Annotated in this window: 16 protein-coding genes and 1 tRNA gene; 10 read left to right on the top strand and 7 right to left on the bottom strand. The window is 68.2% G+C overall.

What is annotated here, in order from left to right; all coding sequences use genetic code 11:
* Positions 1–317 precede the first annotated feature (317 nt).
* The 3 genes from AC3A5Z_RS04395 to AC3A5Z_RS04385 are packed head-to-tail and all read left to right on the top strand — an operon-like array spanning position 318 to position 3087.
* On the top strand, positions 318–1976 hold the full coding sequence (locus AC3A5Z_RS04395) for a pilus assembly protein (protein ID WP_487518155.1): 1659 nt from the start codon (positions 318–320) through the stop codon (positions 1974–1976).
* On the top strand, positions 1973–2506 hold the full coding sequence (locus AC3A5Z_RS04390) for a TadE/TadG family type IV pilus assembly protein (RefSeq protein WP_487518154.1): 534 nt from the start codon (positions 1973–1975) through the stop codon (positions 2504–2506). Before AC3A5Z_RS04395 ends, AC3A5Z_RS04390 begins: the two co-directional genes overlap by 4 nt.
* A gap of 8 nt (positions 2507–2514) precedes the next feature.
* A complete protein-coding gene (locus AC3A5Z_RS04385) occupies positions 2515–3087 on the top strand; it encodes a TadE/TadG family type IV pilus assembly protein (protein ID WP_487518153.1) in 573 nt (190 codons plus the stop codon).
* 3 nt (positions 3088–3090) lie between these two features.
* Here the strand turns inward: AC3A5Z_RS04385 and AC3A5Z_RS04380 are convergent, their stop codons facing one another.
* Entirely contained in the window at positions 3091–3681 is a 591-nt protein-coding gene (locus AC3A5Z_RS04380) for a TetR/AcrR family transcriptional regulator (protein WP_487518152.1), read from the bottom strand.
* 152 nt (positions 3682–3833) lie between these two features.
* Here AC3A5Z_RS04380 and AC3A5Z_RS04375 point away from each other — a divergent pair, with 152 nt between their 5' ends.
* The 6 genes from AC3A5Z_RS04375 (at position 3834) to AC3A5Z_RS04350 (ending at position 8895) form a co-directional block, all read left to right on the top strand.
* Positions 3834–4097 carry a hypothetical protein gene (locus AC3A5Z_RS04375; RefSeq protein WP_487518151.1) on the top strand — a complete coding sequence of 88 codons (264 nt, stop codon included), beginning with the start codon at positions 3834–3836 and terminating at the stop codon, positions 4095–4097.
* A gap of 185 nt (positions 4098–4282) precedes the next feature.
* Positions 4283–5569 (top strand): homoserine dehydrogenase, encoded by a 1287-nt coding sequence (locus AC3A5Z_RS04370; protein ID WP_487518150.1) that lies wholly within the window; start codon positions 4283–4285, stop codon positions 5567–5569.
* A gap of 59 nt (positions 5570–5628) precedes the next feature.
* The gene (gene glpX, locus AC3A5Z_RS04365) at positions 5629–6594 is read left to right on the top strand and encodes a class II fructose-bisphosphatase (protein WP_136793003.1); all 966 of its coding nucleotides are present in this window, start codon (positions 5629–5631) and stop codon (positions 6592–6594) included.
* A complete protein-coding gene (recJ, locus tag AC3A5Z_RS04360; protein WP_487518149.1) occupies positions 6591–8345 on the top strand; it encodes a single-stranded-DNA-specific exonuclease RecJ in 1755 nt (584 codons plus the stop codon). The genes glpX and recJ overlap by 4 nt, the downstream gene beginning before the upstream one ends.
* A 79-nt stretch (positions 8346–8424) precedes the next feature.
* Positions 8425–8499: transfer RNA gene (locus AC3A5Z_RS04355), tRNA-Glu, on the top strand.
* A 72-nt stretch (positions 8500–8571) separates the two neighbouring features.
* Positions 8572–8895, top strand: a complete 324-nt coding sequence (locus AC3A5Z_RS04350; protein ID WP_487518148.1) for a YnfA family protein — start codon at positions 8572–8574, stop codon at positions 8893–8895.
* Here AC3A5Z_RS04350 and AC3A5Z_RS04345 read toward each other — a convergent pair.
* The 6 genes from AC3A5Z_RS04345 to AC3A5Z_RS04320 form a co-directional block, all read right to left on the bottom strand.
* Positions 8870–9856 carry a GGDEF domain-containing protein gene (locus AC3A5Z_RS04345; protein WP_487518147.1) on the bottom strand — a complete coding sequence of 329 codons (987 nt, stop codon included), beginning with the start codon at positions 9854–9856 and terminating at the stop codon, positions 8870–8872. The genes AC3A5Z_RS04350 and AC3A5Z_RS04345 overlap by 26 nt on opposite strands.
* 8 nt (positions 9857–9864) lie before the next feature.
* Complete coding sequence (locus tag AC3A5Z_RS04340) at positions 9865–10452, bottom strand: heme NO-binding domain-containing protein (RefSeq protein ID WP_487518146.1); 588 nt, start codon at positions 10450–10452, stop codon at positions 9865–9867.
* Between the two features lie 219 nt (positions 10453–10671).
* On the bottom strand, positions 10672–12396 hold the full coding sequence (locus AC3A5Z_RS04335) for a DUF4153 domain-containing protein (protein ID WP_487518145.1): 1725 nt from the start codon (positions 12394–12396) through the stop codon (positions 10672–10674).
* Positions 12397–12996: 600 nt separating this feature from the next.
* Positions 12997–14553, bottom strand: coding sequence for a trimethylamine methyltransferase family protein (locus AC3A5Z_RS04330; protein ID WP_487518144.1), 1557 nt, complete (start codon positions 14551–14553; stop codon positions 12997–12999).
* A gap of 117 nt (positions 14554–14670) precedes the next feature.
* Positions 14671–15366, bottom strand: a complete 696-nt coding sequence (locus AC3A5Z_RS04325; RefSeq protein WP_487518143.1) for an HAD family hydrolase — start codon at positions 15364–15366, stop codon at positions 14671–14673.
* Between the two features lie 60 nt (positions 15367–15426).
* The gene (locus AC3A5Z_RS04320) at positions 15427–15708 is read right to left on the bottom strand and encodes a DUF3572 domain-containing protein (protein WP_487518142.1); all 282 of its coding nucleotides are present in this window, start codon (positions 15706–15708) and stop codon (positions 15427–15429) included.
* Between the two features lie 116 nt (positions 15709–15824).
* Between AC3A5Z_RS04320 and AC3A5Z_RS04315 the strand changes: the two genes are divergently transcribed.
* Positions 15825–17195 (top strand): diguanylate cyclase, encoded by a 1371-nt coding sequence (locus AC3A5Z_RS04315; protein ID WP_487518141.1) that lies wholly within the window; start codon positions 15825–15827, stop codon positions 17193–17195.
* The last annotated feature ends 1 nt before the right edge of the window (position 17196 follow it).

Raw genomic sequence — 17196 nt, 5'->3', positions numbered from 1 at the left:
GCGCTGGCAAGCACCCTAGTCCGCGGCGGCCAAGAATCCACCCCGCATCGCCATGGCGGTCGCCGATTCGCCTCTCCACCGCCGAGGCCGTGGCGTCACAAGACGGGCGCGCCCCGTGCGGCGGTGGCGGCGCTGCGAACAATGCGCTTGGGCCCCGGGCGGTCGTTTCCGCCGCCCCGGAATTTGCCGGATTTTCCCTGCAGGACGCCACATTTCCGCCCTATCGCTTCCGGTAAATAAGGGGTGATTCAGCATTTCTGAATGCGTCGCCCTTCAGCCCCGGACCGGCCGGGAGAAGAGCGAGCGAGGAACGAGTAATGGACCGTCAAAACATTCCGACCCAACGTCACCCGCACCCGTCTTCCCTCCACCGCTTCGCCCGCGACGAGGACGGCTCGATGATCGTCTTCGGGCTGATCCTGTTCACGATCATGCTCATGATCGGCGGCCTTGCCGTCGACCTGATGCGCTTCGAATCCACGCGCACGGCGCTGCAGCAATCGACCGACCGCTGCGTGCTGGCCGCCGCCAGCTTCACCCAGGCGCTGGAGCCGGAAGACGTCGTCAACGATTGCATGGAGAAGGCCGACAAGGCCGAATACCTGACCGGCATCGTTGTCGATGAGGGGCTAAACTACCGCGAAGTGACCGCGACGGCGACGGCAGCGACCAACCCGCTCTTCATGCATTTGATGGGCATCGACGAACTCGACGCCCCTGCCGCCTCGAAAGCCGAACAAAGGATTACCAACGTCGAGATCGTGCTGGTTCTGGATGTGTCGGGGTCGATGAGCGGCAGCAAGCTTTCTAAGCTGAAAACTGCCGCCAGAGAATTCGTCGACACGCTGCTCGCAAAGGACATCAACAACAGGATTTCGATCGCCATTGTGCCGTACAATGCGCAGGTGAACTTGGGCTCGGTGCTGCGGAACAAATACAACGCCGTAAATCGGCATGGCGTGACCGACGTCGACTGTCTGGAAGTTCCCGCAAACTCCTATGCATCCACAGGCGTTTCACGGGAGCTGGCCATACCGATGGCCGCCTATGCAGACGTGAGCAATGGCACCTACCGGAGCGACGGTTACGTCAGCTATACAAATTCGGATTACGCCAAACCCGAATACAATTCGCAATTCTGCCGCAAGCAGCAGAAAAATATCATTCGCCTTCCGTCGCATGACATCGCGGCCCTGAAGTCTCACATCGGCAATCTCGAGGCAGGTGGCAACACCTCGATCATGCTGGGGATGAAATGGGGCTTGGCGCTCCTCGATCCGACGGCCCGGCCGATGTACAACGAGTTGATCGCGTCCAGCAAGATTCCCGGCTATTTCGCCTCCCGTCCCTTCGACTGGGACGATGAAGAGGCGATGAAGGTGATCGTGCTTATGACTGACGGCGATCATGTTTCCCACAACAAGATCAATGACAACTACAAGACGGGGCCGTCGCCAATCTACCGCAGCAACTCCGACAACAACTATTCGATCTATCTGCCCAGCTATGCGCCCAATTCCAGTCGTCCGTACTACGTACCCCACAAGGATAGCTGGACAGTCGGCGCCTGGATTTCGGACAGTGGGAAGGGCACGGCGACCAGGCAGAATTGGGAGGATATCTGGGCAACCATGCGACTGAGCTATGTCGCTTGGCAGTTCTATGGCCGGAGCGCGAACGAGCAAGCGCGGTGGGCTCGATACTCAGCCGCTCTAGACATGCTCGCTTCCACATATGAAGGTGTCTCGCAGATGAACAGCCAGTTGCAGCAATCCTGCAGCCTGGCCAAGCAGAACGATGTGCTCGTCTACGGCATCGCGTTCCAAGCTCCCCCTGATGGGACGGCACAGATCCGCGATTGCACCCTCACCGACAATCCATCTGACATTCGCTTCTGGGACGTAAACGACCTTGAGATCCAGAACGCTTTCCGCGCCATTGCCAGCCAGATCAGCTATCTCAGGCTGACCCAATGAAACGGCTCCTTAGGCGACTGGGCTCCGCCTTCAGGCGGGAGGATGGCACGGCGACGATCGAATTCGTGCTCTGCGTTCCGCTGATCATGACGATCTTCATGGCCTCTGCCGAAGGCGGGCTGTTCATGACCCGTGAGGTGATGCTGGAGCGTTCGGTTGACATGACGATGCGCGACCTGCGGCTGGGCAACTACCCAGAGCCGTCCCCGGAGCTGCTCAAGCGGGAAATCTGCTCCTACGGAGTGATCCTCAACGACTGCATCGACAACATCCTCGTAGAACTGCAGCCAATCAGCACGGTCAGCTGGACCATGCCGAACATCCCCGTCGAATGCATCAACCGCGACGAAGAGATCGATCCGGTGGTCACCTTCGAGAACAGCACAGACAAGGAAGTGATGCTGGTAAGGGTCTGCCTGATCATGGACCCGATCTTCCCCTCCACCGGCCTCGGGCTGTCGCTCAAGCGCGCGGGCGGCGGCTATGCGCTCGTGTCGGTGAGCGCCTTCGTCAACGAGCCTTCGACATGAGGCGCGGAATGGGAAAATTGCTCGCGGCCTTCGGCAGGAACGAGAGCGGCACGGTGCTGACCGAGACCATCATGATCCTGCCGATCCTGATCTGGGCCTACATAGGGCTCTTCACCTACTGGGACGCCTATCGATCGCTCAACGTCACGCAGAAGGCGAGCTATACGGTCGCCGACATGATCTCGCGCTTCGACACGATCGACCCGAACTCGTTCCTGCCGGGCCTGAAGAAGGTCATGACCTATCTGATCGACAACAACGAAACCGCCGATCTGCGGGTGACCGCCGTCACCTGGAACGACACCCGTCGGCAGTTCGAGGTCATCTGGTCGCGGACGACGAACGCGCGCTCCTACCCGACACTCACCACCAGCACGCTGCAGGCCAAGGCAGCCAAGATCCCCACCACCGTCGCCGGGGATTGGACGGTGATCGTGGAGACCTGGGTCGAGTTCGTGCCGGCCTTCGACCTCTCCTCGATCCCCTTCGCCAGCGCCCTGTCCGACGACCCGTTCTACCAGTTCATCGCGACGCGGCCCCGGGCGGGCAGGACCTGCCTCACGAACGTCACCTGCTCCTGAGGGTCATTCCCCGCTCACCGCCTTCAGCACCATGTCCGCATAGATCGCCTCCACCTCGGCAGCTCCCAGCCGACCGTCCGGGCGGAACCAGCCGGTGACGCCGGTCAGCATGGCGATCAGCGCCAGTGTCGCCAGCTTGGCGTCCGGCAGGGTGAAGGCGCCGGTGGCGGCGCCCTCTCGCAGGATGGTCTCCAGCCGGTCCTCGTAGCGGCGGCGCAGCGCCTCGATGGCGGCGAAATGGTCGGGCGTGAGGTTGCGCAGCTCCATATAGGCGATGAAGACCGCTTCGGGACGCTCCAGATGGAAGCGGATGTGGAACCGGGCGAACTGTTCCAGCGCGCCGCGCGGATCGGGGGCGGCGGGGAGGGCTGCCAGCGCGGCGAGCAGGTCTTCCATGTGGCCGCGCATCAGGTCGTAGAGCAGCGCCTGCTTGTCGAGCGTGTAGAGATAGAGCGCCCCCGCCTGCACTCCGACCTCCGCCGCGATCTGCCGCATCGAGACGGCGGCATAGCCATGGCGTGCGATCAGCCGCTGCGCCGCGGCGCGGACCTTAGGGCCGGTGATGTCGGAATGCGAGCCGGTCTTGCGTGCCATGGCGTGCAGAGTATCTGAACGCACGTTCAGTTCAAGCCTCCCCGGCAGCGCCAGCTACCCCTTGCCGCCCCGGCAGCATCAACCCACCCTTGCCGCCCAGCGATGCCCGCTGGCCCTTGCCGCCTCGCCCCCAGCAGGCGTAGTGTCGCGCCATGCGATCGCTCCTCCTCCTCCCCGCCCTGCTCTGGCTTTGCGCCTGCGCCCCCTTCCCCGAAGTGGAGGCGCCGCAGGGTCTCGCGGTTCCGGCCGAGGCGCCGCCGCTGCTGCCGCTTGACCGGCTGGTGGCCGAGGCGGGGGCGGCGCAGATCACCCCGGCCACGACCGGCAGCGTCGAAGCGCGGGCGGCAGCGCTGCGGGCACGGGCGGCGGCACTGCAGGCCAGCCCGGTGCAGGCGGAAACCGCGAACGGCGGCTGAGCGCGGCACAGGGCAGCAGGGCAAATCCTTCGAAGGATCTTGCATGAGTTTTCGAAAACGCCTGCCCCCGCCCGACCGGCGCCGCGGCAATTCTGCCTGCCCGCGTTGCAAGCCCGGCGGCAACGCGCTAACAGACCGTCGCACCCACCCCCGGCCCGAGGCCGGGTCATGCTTTCGGAGGTTACATGGCTGCGCCCCTGCGTCTTGGTCTTGCCGGTCTCGGCACCGTCGGCATCGGCGTCGTCAAGATCGTGCAGCGCCATGCCGCGCTGATCGAGGCGCGCTGCGGCCGCCCGGTGGTGATCACCGCCGTCTCGGCGCGCGACCGCACAAAGAACCGTGATGCCGACCTTTCCGCCTATGCCTGGGAGACCGATCCTGTGGCGCTGGCACGGCGCGACGACATCGATGTCTTCGTCGAGGTGATGGGCGGCTCCGAAGGTCCGGCGAAGCTCGCCACGGAGGCGGCGCTGGCAGCCGGCAAGGATGTGGTGACGGCCAACAAGGCGCTGCTCGCGCATCACGGACAGGCGCTGGCCGAGGCCGCCGAGGCCAAGGGGCTGGCGATCCGCTTCGAGGCGGCGGTGGCCGGCGGCATCCCGGTGATCAAGGCGCTGACCGAAGGGCTGGCGGGCAACGGCATGCGCCGGGTGATGGGCGTGATGAACGGCACCTGCAACTACATCCTTACCCGGATGGAGAGCGCCGGCCTGCCCTATGACACGGTGTTCGAGGAGGCGCGGCAGCTTGGTTATCTGGAGGCCGACCCGAACCTCGACGTCGGCGGCATCGATGCGGGCCACAAGCTGAGCCTGCTCGCCGCCATCGCCTTCGGCACGCAGGTCAGTTTTGAGGCGGTGGAGCTGGAGGGGATCGGCGCGATCTCGATCGACGATATCCGCCACGCCGCCGATCTGGGCTTCCGCATCAAGCTTCTGGGCGTGGCGCAGATGTCGGGCCGCGGGCTCGAGCAGCGGATGACGCCCTGCCTCGTGCCGATGGACAGCCCGCTGGGCCAGCTGCAGGGCGGCACCAACATGGTGGTGCTGGAGGGCGACTCGGTCGGCCAGATCGTGCTGCGCGGTCCCGGCGCCGGCGAGGGCCCGACGGCGAGCGCGGTGATGGCCGATGTGATCGATCTCGCGCGCGGGCTCAGGCTGCCGACCTTCGGCCAGCCCGCAAGCCGTCTTGCGGTGCCGGTGGCCGCCAAGGTGGCGACGCCTGCGCCCTATTACCTGCGCATGACGCTCCTGGACAAGCCGGGGGCGCTGGCCAAGATCGCCACGACGCTGGGCGATGCCGGGATCTCCATCGACCGGATGCGGCAATATGGCCATGCGGGTGGCAATGCCCCGGTGCTGATCGTCACCCACAAGGCGACGGGCGCCGATATCGCCCATGCCATCGGCCGTTTCGCGGCGACCGGGGTGCTTGTCGGCGATCCGGTGGCGATCCGCATCGAAGAGGTTTGATCCCCGGGCCGGCCTTCACTAGAGAGGGGGGCGGAGACTTGCACCCTAAGGATAGTAAAATGGCTGACGCCCAAGAATTTCATGACCGTATGCTTTCACTCGGCCTTGCCCGCGTGTCCGAGGCCGCAGCGCTGGCCTCGGCCCGGCTGGTCGGGCGCGGCGACGAGAAGGCCGCCGATCAGGCCGCCGTCAACGCGATGCGCGAACAGCTGAACCTGCTCGACATCGCCGGCGTGGTGGTGATCGGCGAAGGCGAGCGTGACGAGGCACCGATGCTGTTCATCGGGGAAGAGGTCGGAACCGGCAATGGCCCTGCCGTGGATATCGCCCTCGACCCGCTGGAAGGCACGACGCTGACGGCCAAGGACATGCCCAACGCGCTGACCGTGATCGCCATGGCGCCGCGCGGCTCGCTGCTGCATGCGCCCGACGTCTACATGGAAAAGCTGGCCATCGGCCCGGGCTATGCGGTCGACACCGTGACGCTGGCGATGTCGCCCGCCGAGCGGGTGCGGGCGCTGGCCAAGGCCAAGGGCGGCGAGGCAGCCGACATCACCGTCTGCATCCTCGAGCGTCCGCGCCACGAGGCGCTGATCGAGGAGGTCCGCTCCACCGGCGCGGCGATCCGGCTGATCACCGATGGCGACGTGGCCGGGGTGATCCACTGCGCCGAAGCGCATCTGACCGGCATCGACATGTACATGGGCTCGGGCGGCGCGCCCGAGGGTGTGCTGGCGGCGGCGGCGCTGAAATGCATGGGCGGGCAGATGTATGGCCAGCTCCTGTTCCGCAACGATGACGAGCGGATGCGCGCCAAGCGCGCCGGGATCACCGATCTCGACCGGATCTACACCCGCGACGAGCTGGTGACCGCCGACGTGATCTTCGCCGCGACCGGCGTCACCTCCGGCTCGATCCTTGCGGGCATCCAGCGCGAACCCGGCTGGGTTACCACCGAAACCATCCTGATGCGGTCCAAGACCGGCTCCGTGCGTCGCATGAGCTACCGCAGCCCGGTGAAATGACGGCTCCGGCGGCGCGCGCGTTCCTTGGCGTCGAGACGTCAGCGACCGGCCGCCGCTGGGTCGGCCCCACGGGCGAGGAGGATCGTCTGGCCGAAGCCATGGCCCAGACGACCCGCCTGCCCCTGCCGCTGTGCCGCACCCTCGTGCGGCGCGGCGTGGCGGCAACGGATGCTGAGCTCTTCCTCGCCCCTGCCCTGCGCGACCTGCTGCCCGACCCGCTGAGCCTGCGCGACATGGGCCCCGCCGCCGACCGGCTGCTGGCGGCGCTGCGCCGCCGCGAGCGGATCGCGATCTTTGCCGATTACGACGTCGATGGCGGCACCTCGGCGGCGCTGCTCATCACATGGCTCAGGGCGCTGGGGCTTGCCTCGACGCTCTACATCCCCGACCGGATCGACGAGGGCTATGGCCCGAACGTGCCCGCCATGCAGCAACTGGCGGCGGCGCATGACCTGATCATCTGCGTCGATTGCGGAACCCTGTCGCACGAGCCCATCGCCGCCGCAGCGGGCACGGATGTGGTGGTGCTCGATCATCACCTCGGCGCCGAGACGCTGCCCCCGGCGCTCGCCGTGGTGAACCCCAACCGGCAGGACGAGGATGGCTCGCTCGGCCATCTCTGCGCGGCTTCGGTGGTCTTCCTGCTGCTGGTCGAGGCGAACCGGCGGCTGAGGCTGGAGGGCCGGCAGGGGCCGGACCTGATGGCCATGCTCGATCTGGTGGCGCTGGCGACCGTGGCCGACGTTGCCCCGCTGATCGGGGTGAACCGGGCGCTGGTGCGGCAGGGGCTGAAGGTCATGGCGCGGCGCGAGCGGCCGGGGCTGGTGGCTCTGGCCGAGGTGGCGCGGATGGATGCGGCGCCGAACAGCTATGCCCTGGGCTTCCTGCTCGGGCCGCGGGTCAATGCGGGCGGGCGGATCGGGCAGGCCGATCTCGGCGCGCGGCTCCTGGCGACCGACAACCCGATCGAGGCCAAGGCCCTGGCCGAGCGGCTCGACCAGCTGAACACCGAACGTCGCGACATCGAGGCGCGGGTCCGCGCCGAGGCGCTGGCGCAGGCCGAGGCGCGCGGGCTCGACGGGCCGCTGGTCTGGGCGGCGGGGGAAGGCTGGCATCCGGGGGTGGTCGGCATCGTCGCCGCCCGGCTGAAGGAGGCGACCAACCGACCCGCCGTGGTGATCGGGCTGGAGGGCGGCATCGGCAAGGGGTCGGGCCGCTCGGTCGCGGGCGTCGATCTCGGCGCAGCGGTGCAGCGGCTGGCGGCCGAGGGGCTGCTGCTGAAGGGCGGCGGACACCGGATGGCGGCGGGGCTGACCGTGGCCGAGGACCGCATGGCTGAGGCGATGGCCCGGCTGGGCGACCTGCTGGCGCGGCAGGGGGCGGGGCTCGGCGGGCCGGCCGACCTCCGGCTCGACAGCCTCTTGATGCCCTCGGCGGCGACCACCGCCTTCTGCGAGCAGATCGATTGCGCCGGCCCCTACGGCGCCTCGGCCTCGGCCCCGCGCTTCGCCTTTGCCGAGCAGCGTGTCACCACGCGGCGGATGGGCGAGAACCACCTGCGGCTGAGCTTCGGCGACGGCGAGGGCGCGCGCGTCGAGGGCGTGGCCTTCGGCGCCTTCGACGGCCCGCTCGGGCCACTCTTGGAGAACCCGGGCGTCGACCGCTTCCATCTGGCCGGGCGGCTGGAGATCAACACCTGGGGTGGGCGCAGCAAGGTGCAGTTCCGGCTGGAGGATGCGGCGCGCGTCTGACAGGTTTTTGCGCCGGGGAGGTGAATTTCCCCCTTGCGCTGTCCGTCGCGGCGATTTAACACCGCGCCACTGCCAGCGTGGCCCGTTCGTCTATCGGTTAGGACACCAGGTTTTCAACCTGGTAAGAGGGGTTCGACTCCCCTACGGGCTGCCACTTCTCCCCCCGCCTCGATCTGTGATCCGTCCTGCCATCGCAGGGCCGCCGCGGGTGAGCCACGAGGGCAGCATGACCACCTTCCTTGTCTTCATCGCCGCCGCCTGTGCCGAAATCGCCGGCTGCTTCGCCGTCTGGGCGGTGCTTCGCCTGGGCAGGTCGCCGCTCTGGCTCGTGCCGGGGATGCTGTCGCTCGCGCTCTTCGCCACGTTGCTGGCGCTGAGCCCGACCGATCAGGCCGGGCGGGCCTTTGCCGTCTATGGCGGCGTCTATATCGCGGCGTCGCTGGTCTGGCTCTGGGCGGTGGAGGGGATGCGGCCCGACAGGTTCGACCTGATCGGCGGGGCGGTCTGTCTGGCGGGGGCGGCGATCATCCTCTGGGCGCCGCGGGGATGACCCCGGCGAGCACCGCCCTGCCCCGCCCGTCGCGCTTGGCGGCATAGAGCGCGCGATCGACATCGGTCAGCAGCGTCTCGGCGGTGGCGGCGCTGTAGAAGGCCGAGAGCGTCATGCCGATGCTGGCCGAGACCCTGCACTGATCGGGGCCGAAGGCGATCGGCTGCTGCAGCCGCGCGATCATCCGCCCCGCCACCGCCGCCAGACGGTCGGTGCTGGTCATGCCCGGAAACATCACCACGAATTCGTCGCCGCCGACCCGCGCCACGGTATCGTCGCTGCGGGTCTCTTCCGACAGGATGCGCGCCACCTCGCGCAGCACATGGTCGCCCGCCGGATGGCCCAGCGTGTCGTTCACCTCCTTGAAGAAATCGAGGTCGATATGCATCAGCCCGAAGCTTTCCCCGGCCTCGATGGCGGCGGAGACCAGCTGATCGATGGCGCGGCGGTTGCGCAGCCCGGTGAGCGGATCGGTCAGCGCCTGCGCTTCGGCCTCGGCCTTGGCCTGATGCAGGCGGCGGTTGAGGTGGCGCAGCTCCTCCAGCACGGCCCCCTTGGCTTCGACCATGTAGAGGAGCTCGACGGCGAGATCGGTGACGGCGAAATCGGCATCGGTCAGCGCATGGCTGCGGACAGCCTCCATCAGCGCGATGCCGAAGGAGAGATTGAGCAGGATGCCCTGCCCCGCGCCCAGCGGCGTCGCCACGCCGCGCAGCGGGGTCTGCGGCGCATGGCTGAGGCCCAGGGTCAGCCGGTCGCCCATGTGACGGCGCAGCCGCGCCATGCCCGTCACGCCGCCGGGGCGGCGGACGGTGAAGAGGTCGAAGAACGGCAGTCCGACAGGCTCCACCGTAAAGAGCTTGTGCAGGGTGGGGCCGCAGGCGAAGACCGTGCCGGAGGGGGCGATGCAGAGGTTCATCGGCATCAGCAGATCCAGCCCCGCCCGGTCGACCCGGATCATGCCCCCCATCAGCCCGCCCGCGCCGCCAGCGGGAAGCCCCGCCGCTCGCCATGGGACGCATCGAGGAGGCGGATGGCGATCACCTCGCCCCGCGCATCGCCGCCCTGATGGTCGAGCAGCACCAAGGCCCCGTAATCGTCGGCCATGGCGCGCAGCAGGCCCACGAGCACATGGCCCATGCCGACGATCGGCGAGCGACAGGTCAGCGCGAACCGCCCGGGGGCGGAGCTGCAGAGCTCCAGCTCCGGCAGGTCGAGATCGGGGAGGGCAAGCTGCGCCCGCCCCGGCAGGTCGTCGAGCGAATGCAGGAAATCGGCAAAGCCGACGCCGCCGAAGCGCAGCAGCCGCCGCAGCGGATCGGCGGTCTTGTGCGAGATGAGATAGGTTCCGAGATCCTCGAGCAGCGTGTCGCGCGGCCGGTCGAGCAGCCGGGCCGCGGCGGCCAGCACGGCCTCGGTCTGCGACAGGTCATAGGTCAGCAGGGTTTCGAACGAGTCGAACCCCAGCTGCGCCTCGCGCGCAACCTCGGCCCAGAGCGGGATGCCATAGGTATCCCGCAGGTAGCACTCGATCGCCCTGTTGACCAAACCGTGCATCGCGCAGCGCTTTCCTTCTCTCCGCAGGAAGATAGCCGGGGCGCGTTAACAAACCGCCAAGAGGCGACGGAAGGAGCCGCGCCTGGGGGCGTCGAGCCCCCACGCGCGGCGCTGCCGCGGACAGGGGATGCGGAAGCGCGGTGAGGACCGGAGGCGCCCTTGGCGGGCGGCGGATGCCTCCGGAGGGGATATTTTGGCCAAGATGAAGGCGGGAACGCCTCAGGGGGAGAGGTAGAGGGTTTCGCCCCCGGCCTGCAGCCCGTTCAGCGGCACGGGGGCGAGCGTGGGGGCGGCGGCGATCAACCCGCCGATGGCCTCTTCGGCGGCGCTCGGGTAGCCGCCGCTCAGCGTCATCACCGCGCGGCGCTGCAGCACGCCCTCGACCAGGACCAGCCCCTCGTAGCTGACATCGCCCGGCCCGTTGCGCATCAGCGCCACCGCCTCGGGGCCCGCATTGCCCGGCCAGAAATCGCCCAGCACCAGCACGCAGCCCGGGCGGCCATCGGCCAGACGGTTGCGGCAGCGCTGCAGCCAGAAGCTGCGGTCGGTGGCGTCGAGCGCGCCGAGCAGGATGTCGCGCTCTGCTGTGGCGGAGGGCGGTTGCAGCGGCAGGAGCGCGGTGAGCTCCGCCGTCACCTCGGCATCGGAGGGCGCGGGTTCGCCGCTGGTCACGAGGCCCGCCAGCCGCTCGGCCAGAGCCTCCTGTCCCGGCTGGCTGGCGCGGGTCTGAAGCTCGGCCAGTGCCGCCTCCCCGGCCCGCCCCCAGCGGCCCAGCGCATAGAGGTCGAGCGTCTGCAGCGTGCCGCGCCCGTCGGTGAAGCGGGCGAGCTGGTCGCGGGCCGAGATCCGCTCGGCGTCGAGCACCGGGGTGAGCCAGAGCGCCGAGACAAGGAGCAGCACAAGCGCCATGACGATGTTGCCCTGCCGGATGCGTCCGCGCCAGCCTGCGCCGCGCAGCACGGAGAGCGCGTAGATCAGCCCGTAGGCCAGGGCCATCCCGGCGGCGAGGGCGGCGAACACCCGGTCGGGCGTCCAGCCGTATTGCACCACCCGGAGCCAGACCGCCCAGGCCGCGAGCCCTGCCGGCACCGGCAGGAGCACGGCCAGCGCCTGCGTCGCCCGGGTCATCAGCGGGCCATGCGCGCCCTCGGCATCGGTCTGGTCAACGGCGGTGGTGACCAGCGTCGCCGCCAGCGCCGCCATGGCGAGCAGCGTCGCCGCGACCGAGAGCCCGCCCAGAAGCCCCGAGAGCCCCTTGAACGGCAGCGCGGCGATGAACAGCGCCATCACCACCAGCACGAGCGGCAGCAGCAGACGCAAGAGCCGCAGGATGAGATAGGGCGAGACCAGATCGGAAAGCTCGGTCACCACGGCGAGGGCGAGGCCCAATGTGATGCCGGTGATGATCCAGGGCGCGGCGTCGAGCCGGATGATGTCGTCGATCACATGGATGTCGACGATCTTCAGCAGCGCCTGGGACAGCAGCAGCAGGGCCCAGAGCACGCCGACGAAGAGCCAGGCCGAGGCATAGCGCACCACGACATTCCAGGCCTCGGTAAAGAGCGTGGGATAGTCGCGCCAGCCGGGTCCGGAGAGGGCGATGAAGAAGGGCAAGGGGATGGTGGAGAGCAGCAGCACCGCCAGCACCGTCATCGGCTGGTCGAAGATTCCCTCCACCAGCGTATGGCGCAGGCTGGCCAGCGTCAGGAGGAGTGCCACGACCACGCCCAGCACCAGCGCGGCCAATACCGCCCGCCCGGTGCGGAGCGGGCCCGCGAGCGCCAGCCAGCCGCCGAAGAACACCGCCGAGAAGGCGGTGAGCGCCAGCGCGGCACGGTCGGGCAGCAAATGGCGGCTCAGCACCTCGAGCAGGAGATAGAGGCTGATTCCCGCCAATCCGCCGATCCCGGCCATCACCAGCCGCTGTCGCATGTTCCGGTCCATCGGTCTCTCCCGCCGTTTCGCGGGGGAAGCTAGCGCGGATGGCTGCGGGGTGCCAGCAGGCCCCGAGGGCAGCGGCAGAGGCGGGCGGCTGCGCCAGTTTGTCGCGGGGTCGCTCGCAGGGGCCGCGCCACCGGACGGGGGCCTTCGCAACCTACGACATTATAATGGTTAATTGACTATCCCCACCCTTTTAGAGCCCTGTTCCGGGTAGTTTCCCCGGCTTTCCCCCGCATCCGGAGCCCGGCGCGCGGAGACCGCTTTCGCGCGGCGGCAGGCAGCGGTTTGCCGGCAGCGTGGCTTTGCCACACAGGGGCTTGGCGTCGATTTTGCGCCCCGTTGACAATCCGGGGTCCGACACTCAGATACCGGGACGCAGAGAATGACATCTTCCCTTCTCCGAAGTGACCATGCCCCGGTCGCTTCGGAGGTGGAGCCTTCAGAAATGAAGGTTCGGGCCAAGGTCATGTGGCAGGTTTGTCCCCGTGCGCGTGACCTTGGTTCCTCTTCCTCCGATGCCGGCGGGGCGTCCAGCTGCACTATTGGACAGGTGGCCCGCGTGAGGTGAAGACCGGCGCGCAGCCCGCTGAATTCCTGCGGCTTTCAGAAGTCCGTCGGCGCCCCGCCCTCCTGCTTGCGCCGTGCCACGAACTGTCGCAGCGCCTCCTGATGGTCGCCGTCCATCGCCGGGGCCTCGAACTCGGCCAGGATCGACTTGAACACACGATGCGCCCGCTCCGGGGTCGAGACAGCGCCGTCCTGCTCCCAGGCCTCGTAGTTGCGCCAGTCCGAGACGAAGGGCGCATAGAAGGCGGTGCTGTAGCGGTCCTGGGTGTGCTGGCAGCCGAAGTAATGGCCCGAGGGGCCGACCTCGCGGATCGCGTCGAAGGCGATGTCGTCGTCGGTGGTGGCGAAGGTCGCCTCCTCGAAGTAGCGCTGGATCATCTGCAGCACTTCGCAATCCATGATGAACTTCTCGGGGCTGGCGATCAGCCCGCCCTCGAGCCAGCCCGCCGCGTGATAGACCATGTTGGTCTGCGACTGCACCGCCGCCCAGAGCGAATTCGAGGTCTCCCACATCGACTGCCCGTCGGGGATATTGGCGGCGCAAACCCCGGAGGAGCGCAGCGGCAGCTTGTAGAACCGTGCGAGCTGGCCGGTCATCTGCGTGGCGCGCATGTATTCCGGCGTGCCGAAGGCGGGGGCGCCCGACTTCATGTCGACGTTGGAGGTGAAGGTGCCGATGGCGACCGGACAGCCCGGCTTGATGTATTGCAGGAGCGCGATGGCGGCGAGACCCTCGGCAAGGCTCAGCGCCACCGCCCCCGCCATGGTCACCGGTGCCATCGCCCCCGCCAGGGTGAAGGGCGTCACCACCACCGGCTGGCCGCGCCGCGCCAGCCGCATCGCGCCGTCGAGCATCGGGAAATCGTGCTTCAGCGGCGAGACCGAGTTGATGTTTGTATACATCCGTGGCTTCGCGTCGAACTCGTCATGCGACAGCCCGGCGGCGAGGCGGGTCATCTCCATCACGTCCTCGACCCGCTCGGCCCCTAGCGAATAGGCGTGCACCACCTTGTCGGTCAGCGTCAGCTTTTCATAAAGACAGTCGAGGTGCCGGACGGCGGGGTGGATATCGACCGGCTCCACCGGATAGCCGCCCGCGACATGGATGCAGTTGAAATACTGCGTGAGCTTCATGAACTCCTTGAAGGTCTCGAAGTCGCCCGACCGCTTGCCGCGCTCCAAGTCCCAAGCGTTCGGCGGGCTCGAGACGTTGACGAAGACCATGTGCTTGCCGCCCATGATGATCTCGCGCTCGGGGTTGCGCGGGGTGATGGTGAATTGCGCGGGCGCGTGGCCCAGCATCTCCATCACGAAGTCCTCGTCCATGCGGACATTGGTGCCTTCCACCCGGCACCCCGCCTGTTTCAGGATTGTCACCGCCTCGGGGTTCAGGAACTCGATGCCGATCTCCTTGAGGATGCGCATCGCCCCCCGGTGGATCTTCATCACCCCGTCCATGTCCAGCGGCTCGGTCGGGCGGTCGGGGTTCACCGGGATGCGCCAGGGCATCTGGTCGATGGCGGCGGAGCCTGCGCGCATCTTGTTGCCGGCCCGTCCCCCGGCGCGGCGCTTGCGGTTCGGCTCTTCGGTCATGCTGATCCCCTCCGTGGTCGCAGGGCAGCACCCCGCCCGCTCAGGATGACCGAAGCGGCGTCAGAATGGACACTCGGTTACCGACGCTGAAGCGTCGTTTTTCGCGGGAGGCGCGGATCAGGCGGCGCGGAGCCCGTCGATCCAGCTGCCGAGACCGCCGATGTCGGGCAGCACGATATCGGCAAAGCCCACGAGCTCCTCGGCCACAGCAATGCCGGTCAGCACGGCGACCGTGCGCATCCCCGCCGCGCGCCCCGCGATCAGGTCATGCGCCGAGTCGCCCACCATCACCACCGAAGCGGGCTCCAGCCGCATCGCCGTGGCGAAGGCCAGCAGCATTCCGGGCTCCGGCTTGCCGCCATGGCCCGAATCGAACCCCGCCACGAAGTCGAAGAGCTCGGTGATGCCATGCGCCGCCAGATGCGCCCGCGCCGGGGCCTCGCCGTCGTTGGTCGCGAGCCCGATCTTCAGCCCCCGCTCGCGCAGCGCGGTCAGCAGGGGCGTCAGCGGCACGGCCTGCGTCATCTCGGCGCGTGCGGCCAGCCGGTTCATCTCGGCCACCAGCGCGCCATGCGACAGCCCCGGCAGATGCGGCAGCAGGATCTCGGCCACCTCGTCGGGTGTGCCGGCGATCACCGGGCTGTCGCTGGCGAAGGCGTTGGTGTCGAGGTCATAGCCGATGACCCGCCCCAGATGCCGCGCCTGCGCCTCGTCCGCCGCAATCTCGCGCAACAGCCGCGCGGCCCAGCCGCCCCAGCTGCGCCGGAAGTCGAACAGCGTTCCGTCCTTGTCGAAGATGATGCCTTGGATCATGCCAGCCCCGAGATTTGCTCCGCGGCAGAGTGACCCGCCGCGCGCCCGAAGGCAACCGGCTCAGGTCCAGTGCACCGCCTCGCCGCCCGGCAATCCGGCCCGCGCCTGCATCGGCACCTGATAGTCGAGCCCGGCCGCATCGCAGAAGGCCACGATCCAGGCGTCGTCCATCAGCAGGAAATCCAGCACGGAGCCAAGAAATTCGGGCCGTGTCGCCCCCCGCCGCAGGTCGTCGGCCGAAGCGCCGGTGGCATTGAGGAACAGCGGCAGCAGATCCTCGTTGCCCGCGATCCACGCCAGCGCCTGCAGCGCCACGGTTTCGGCGGATTGATGCCCGGCCATGCGGTCCTCCTATTTGCTTAAGCCATTCCCGACCATTGATCGAAAAATTGAAAGGAATCCTTAACCTGTGTGGCGGAGAACGTGAAGAAGGCCCGCAGGGAAAGGGGAACCCAGGGATGGTCGGACGGATTCTCATCGTGGACGATGTGGCGACGAACCGTATCGTGCTCAAGGTCAAGCTGGGGGCCGCCTGTTACCGGCCCCTCATGGCCTCGGACGGGGCCGGATGTCTCGCCATCGCCCGCGCCGAAGCCCCCGATCTGATCCTGCTCGACCTCAAGCTGCCCGACATGTCGGGGATCGAGGTGCTGCGCCACCTGCGGGCCGATCCGACGACGCGCGACATCCCGGTGGTCATGCTCTCGGCCACGCCCGACCTCGCCAGCCGCATGGCCGCGCTGACCGAGGGCGCGGACGAGTTTCTGGCCAAGCCCTTCGACGACGCCCTGCTCATGGCGCGCCTGCGCAGCCTCCTGCGCGAGCGGGACATGCCCGCCGACGTGGGCCCGCGCGGCGCGGCGCTGCAGGCCTTGGGGCTAGCCGAGGATGGCGCGGGGTTCGAGGCGCCGGGGCTCATCGGCCTCGTCGCCGAACGGTCGGAGACGGCCTTGAAATGGCGCAAGGATCTGGCGCCGCTGATGCCCGACCGCGTGGTGATCCTGACCAGGGAGGAGGCGCTGGACGAGGGCGGGCCCGCCCCCGATCTCTTCCTCATCTCGGCGGGTGTCGCCGGCGCCGGGCTGCGGCTGATGTCGGATCTGCGCAGCCGCCCCGCCACGCGCCACGCCGCCGTCTGCATCGTGCAGGCCCAACCCTCGGCGGAGCGGGCGGCGATGGCCTTCGATCTCGGCGCCAACGATCTGGTGCCCACAGCCTTCGACCCGCGCGAGCTCCGGCTGAGGCTGCGCAACCTGATGCGGCGCAAGCAGCGCGGCGACCGACAACGCGAGACAGTGCAGAACGGGCTGCGGCTGGCGATCATCGACCCGCTGACCGGGCTCTACAACCGCCGCTACGTCGCGGCGCATCTGGCGGCGATGGCCGACCGTGCGCAGGAAAGCGGCCATCCCTTTGCGGTGATGGTCGTCGATCTCGACCGCTTCAAGTCGGTGAACGACCGCTGGGGCCATGCCGCGGGCGATGCCGTGCTGGTCGAGGTGGCACGGCGGCTGGAAGCCAATCTGCGGCAGGGCGATCTTCTGGCCCGTATCGGCGGCGAGGAATTCCTTGTCGCCCTCACCGACATCCGCCTGCCCGAGGCGCGCACCGCCGCCGAGCGGCTCTGCTGCGCGGTGCAGGAGCGTCCCGTCGCCCTGCCCGGCGGCGAGGCGCTGTCGGTCACGGTTTCCATCGGTCTCGCGGTGAACGACACCGAGCTTGTCGGGCTGGAGCCGGTCTCGGCTGTGGTCAATCGCGCCGACCTCGCGCTGATGATGTCGAAGAACGCCGGGCGCAATCAGGTGACGATCAGCCGCTCCGCCGCCTGAG

Source organism: Cereibacter sp. Soil_C_27 (assembly GCF_057657095.1).
Note: the sequence above shows the minus strand (reverse complement) of the source record. Positions and strands in the feature narration are given on the sequence as shown.

Coding starts and splice junctions, on each gene's coding strand:
- AC3A5Z_RS04330 (WP_487518144.1), bottom strand. CDS start 14,553: ATGACCGAAGAGCCGAACCGCAAGCGCCGCGCCGGGGGACGGGCCGGC.
- AC3A5Z_RS04380 (WP_487518152.1), bottom strand. CDS start 3,681: ATGGCACGCAAGACCGGCTCGCATTCCGACATCACCGGCCCTAAGGTC.
- AC3A5Z_RS04340 (WP_487518146.1), bottom strand. CDS start 10,452: ATGCACGGTTTGGTCAACAGGGCGATCGAGTGCTACCTGCGGGATACC.
- glpX (WP_136793003.1), top strand. CDS start 5,629: ATGGCTGACGCCCAAGAATTTCATGACCGTATGCTTTCACTCGGCCTT.
- AC3A5Z_RS04315 (WP_487518141.1), top strand. CDS start 15,825: ATGGTCGGACGGATTCTCATCGTGGACGATGTGGCGACGAACCGTATC.
- AC3A5Z_RS04390 (WP_487518154.1), top strand. CDS start 1,973: ATGAAACGGCTCCTTAGGCGACTGGGCTCCGCCTTCAGGCGGGAGGAT.
- AC3A5Z_RS04325 (WP_487518143.1), bottom strand. CDS start 15,366: ATGATCCAAGGCATCATCTTCGACAAGGACGGAACGCTGTTCGACTTC.
- AC3A5Z_RS04335 (WP_487518145.1), bottom strand. CDS start 12,396: ATGGACCGGAACATGCGACAGCGGCTGGTGATGGCCGGGATCGGCGGA.
- AC3A5Z_RS04370 (WP_487518150.1), top strand. CDS start 4,283: ATGGCTGCGCCCCTGCGTCTTGGTCTTGCCGGTCTCGGCACCGTCGGC.
- AC3A5Z_RS04345 (WP_487518147.1), bottom strand. CDS start 9,856: ATGATCCGGGTCGACCGGGCGGGGCTGGATCTGCTGATGCCGATGAAC.
- AC3A5Z_RS04350 (WP_487518148.1), top strand. CDS start 8,572: ATGACCACCTTCCTTGTCTTCATCGCCGCCGCCTGTGCCGAAATCGCC.
- AC3A5Z_RS04385 (WP_487518153.1), top strand. CDS start 2,515: ATGGGAAAATTGCTCGCGGCCTTCGGCAGGAACGAGAGCGGCACGGTG.
- recJ (WP_487518149.1), top strand. CDS start 6,591: ATGACGGCTCCGGCGGCGCGCGCGTTCCTTGGCGTCGAGACGTCAGCG.
- AC3A5Z_RS04395 (WP_487518155.1), top strand. CDS start 318: ATGGACCGTCAAAACATTCCGACCCAACGTCACCCGCACCCGTCTTCC.
- AC3A5Z_RS04375 (WP_487518151.1), top strand. CDS start 3,834: ATGCGATCGCTCCTCCTCCTCCCCGCCCTGCTCTGGCTTTGCGCCTGC.
- AC3A5Z_RS04320 (WP_487518142.1), bottom strand. CDS start 15,708: ATGGCCGGGCATCAATCCGCCGAAACCGTGGCGCTGCAGGCGCTGGCG.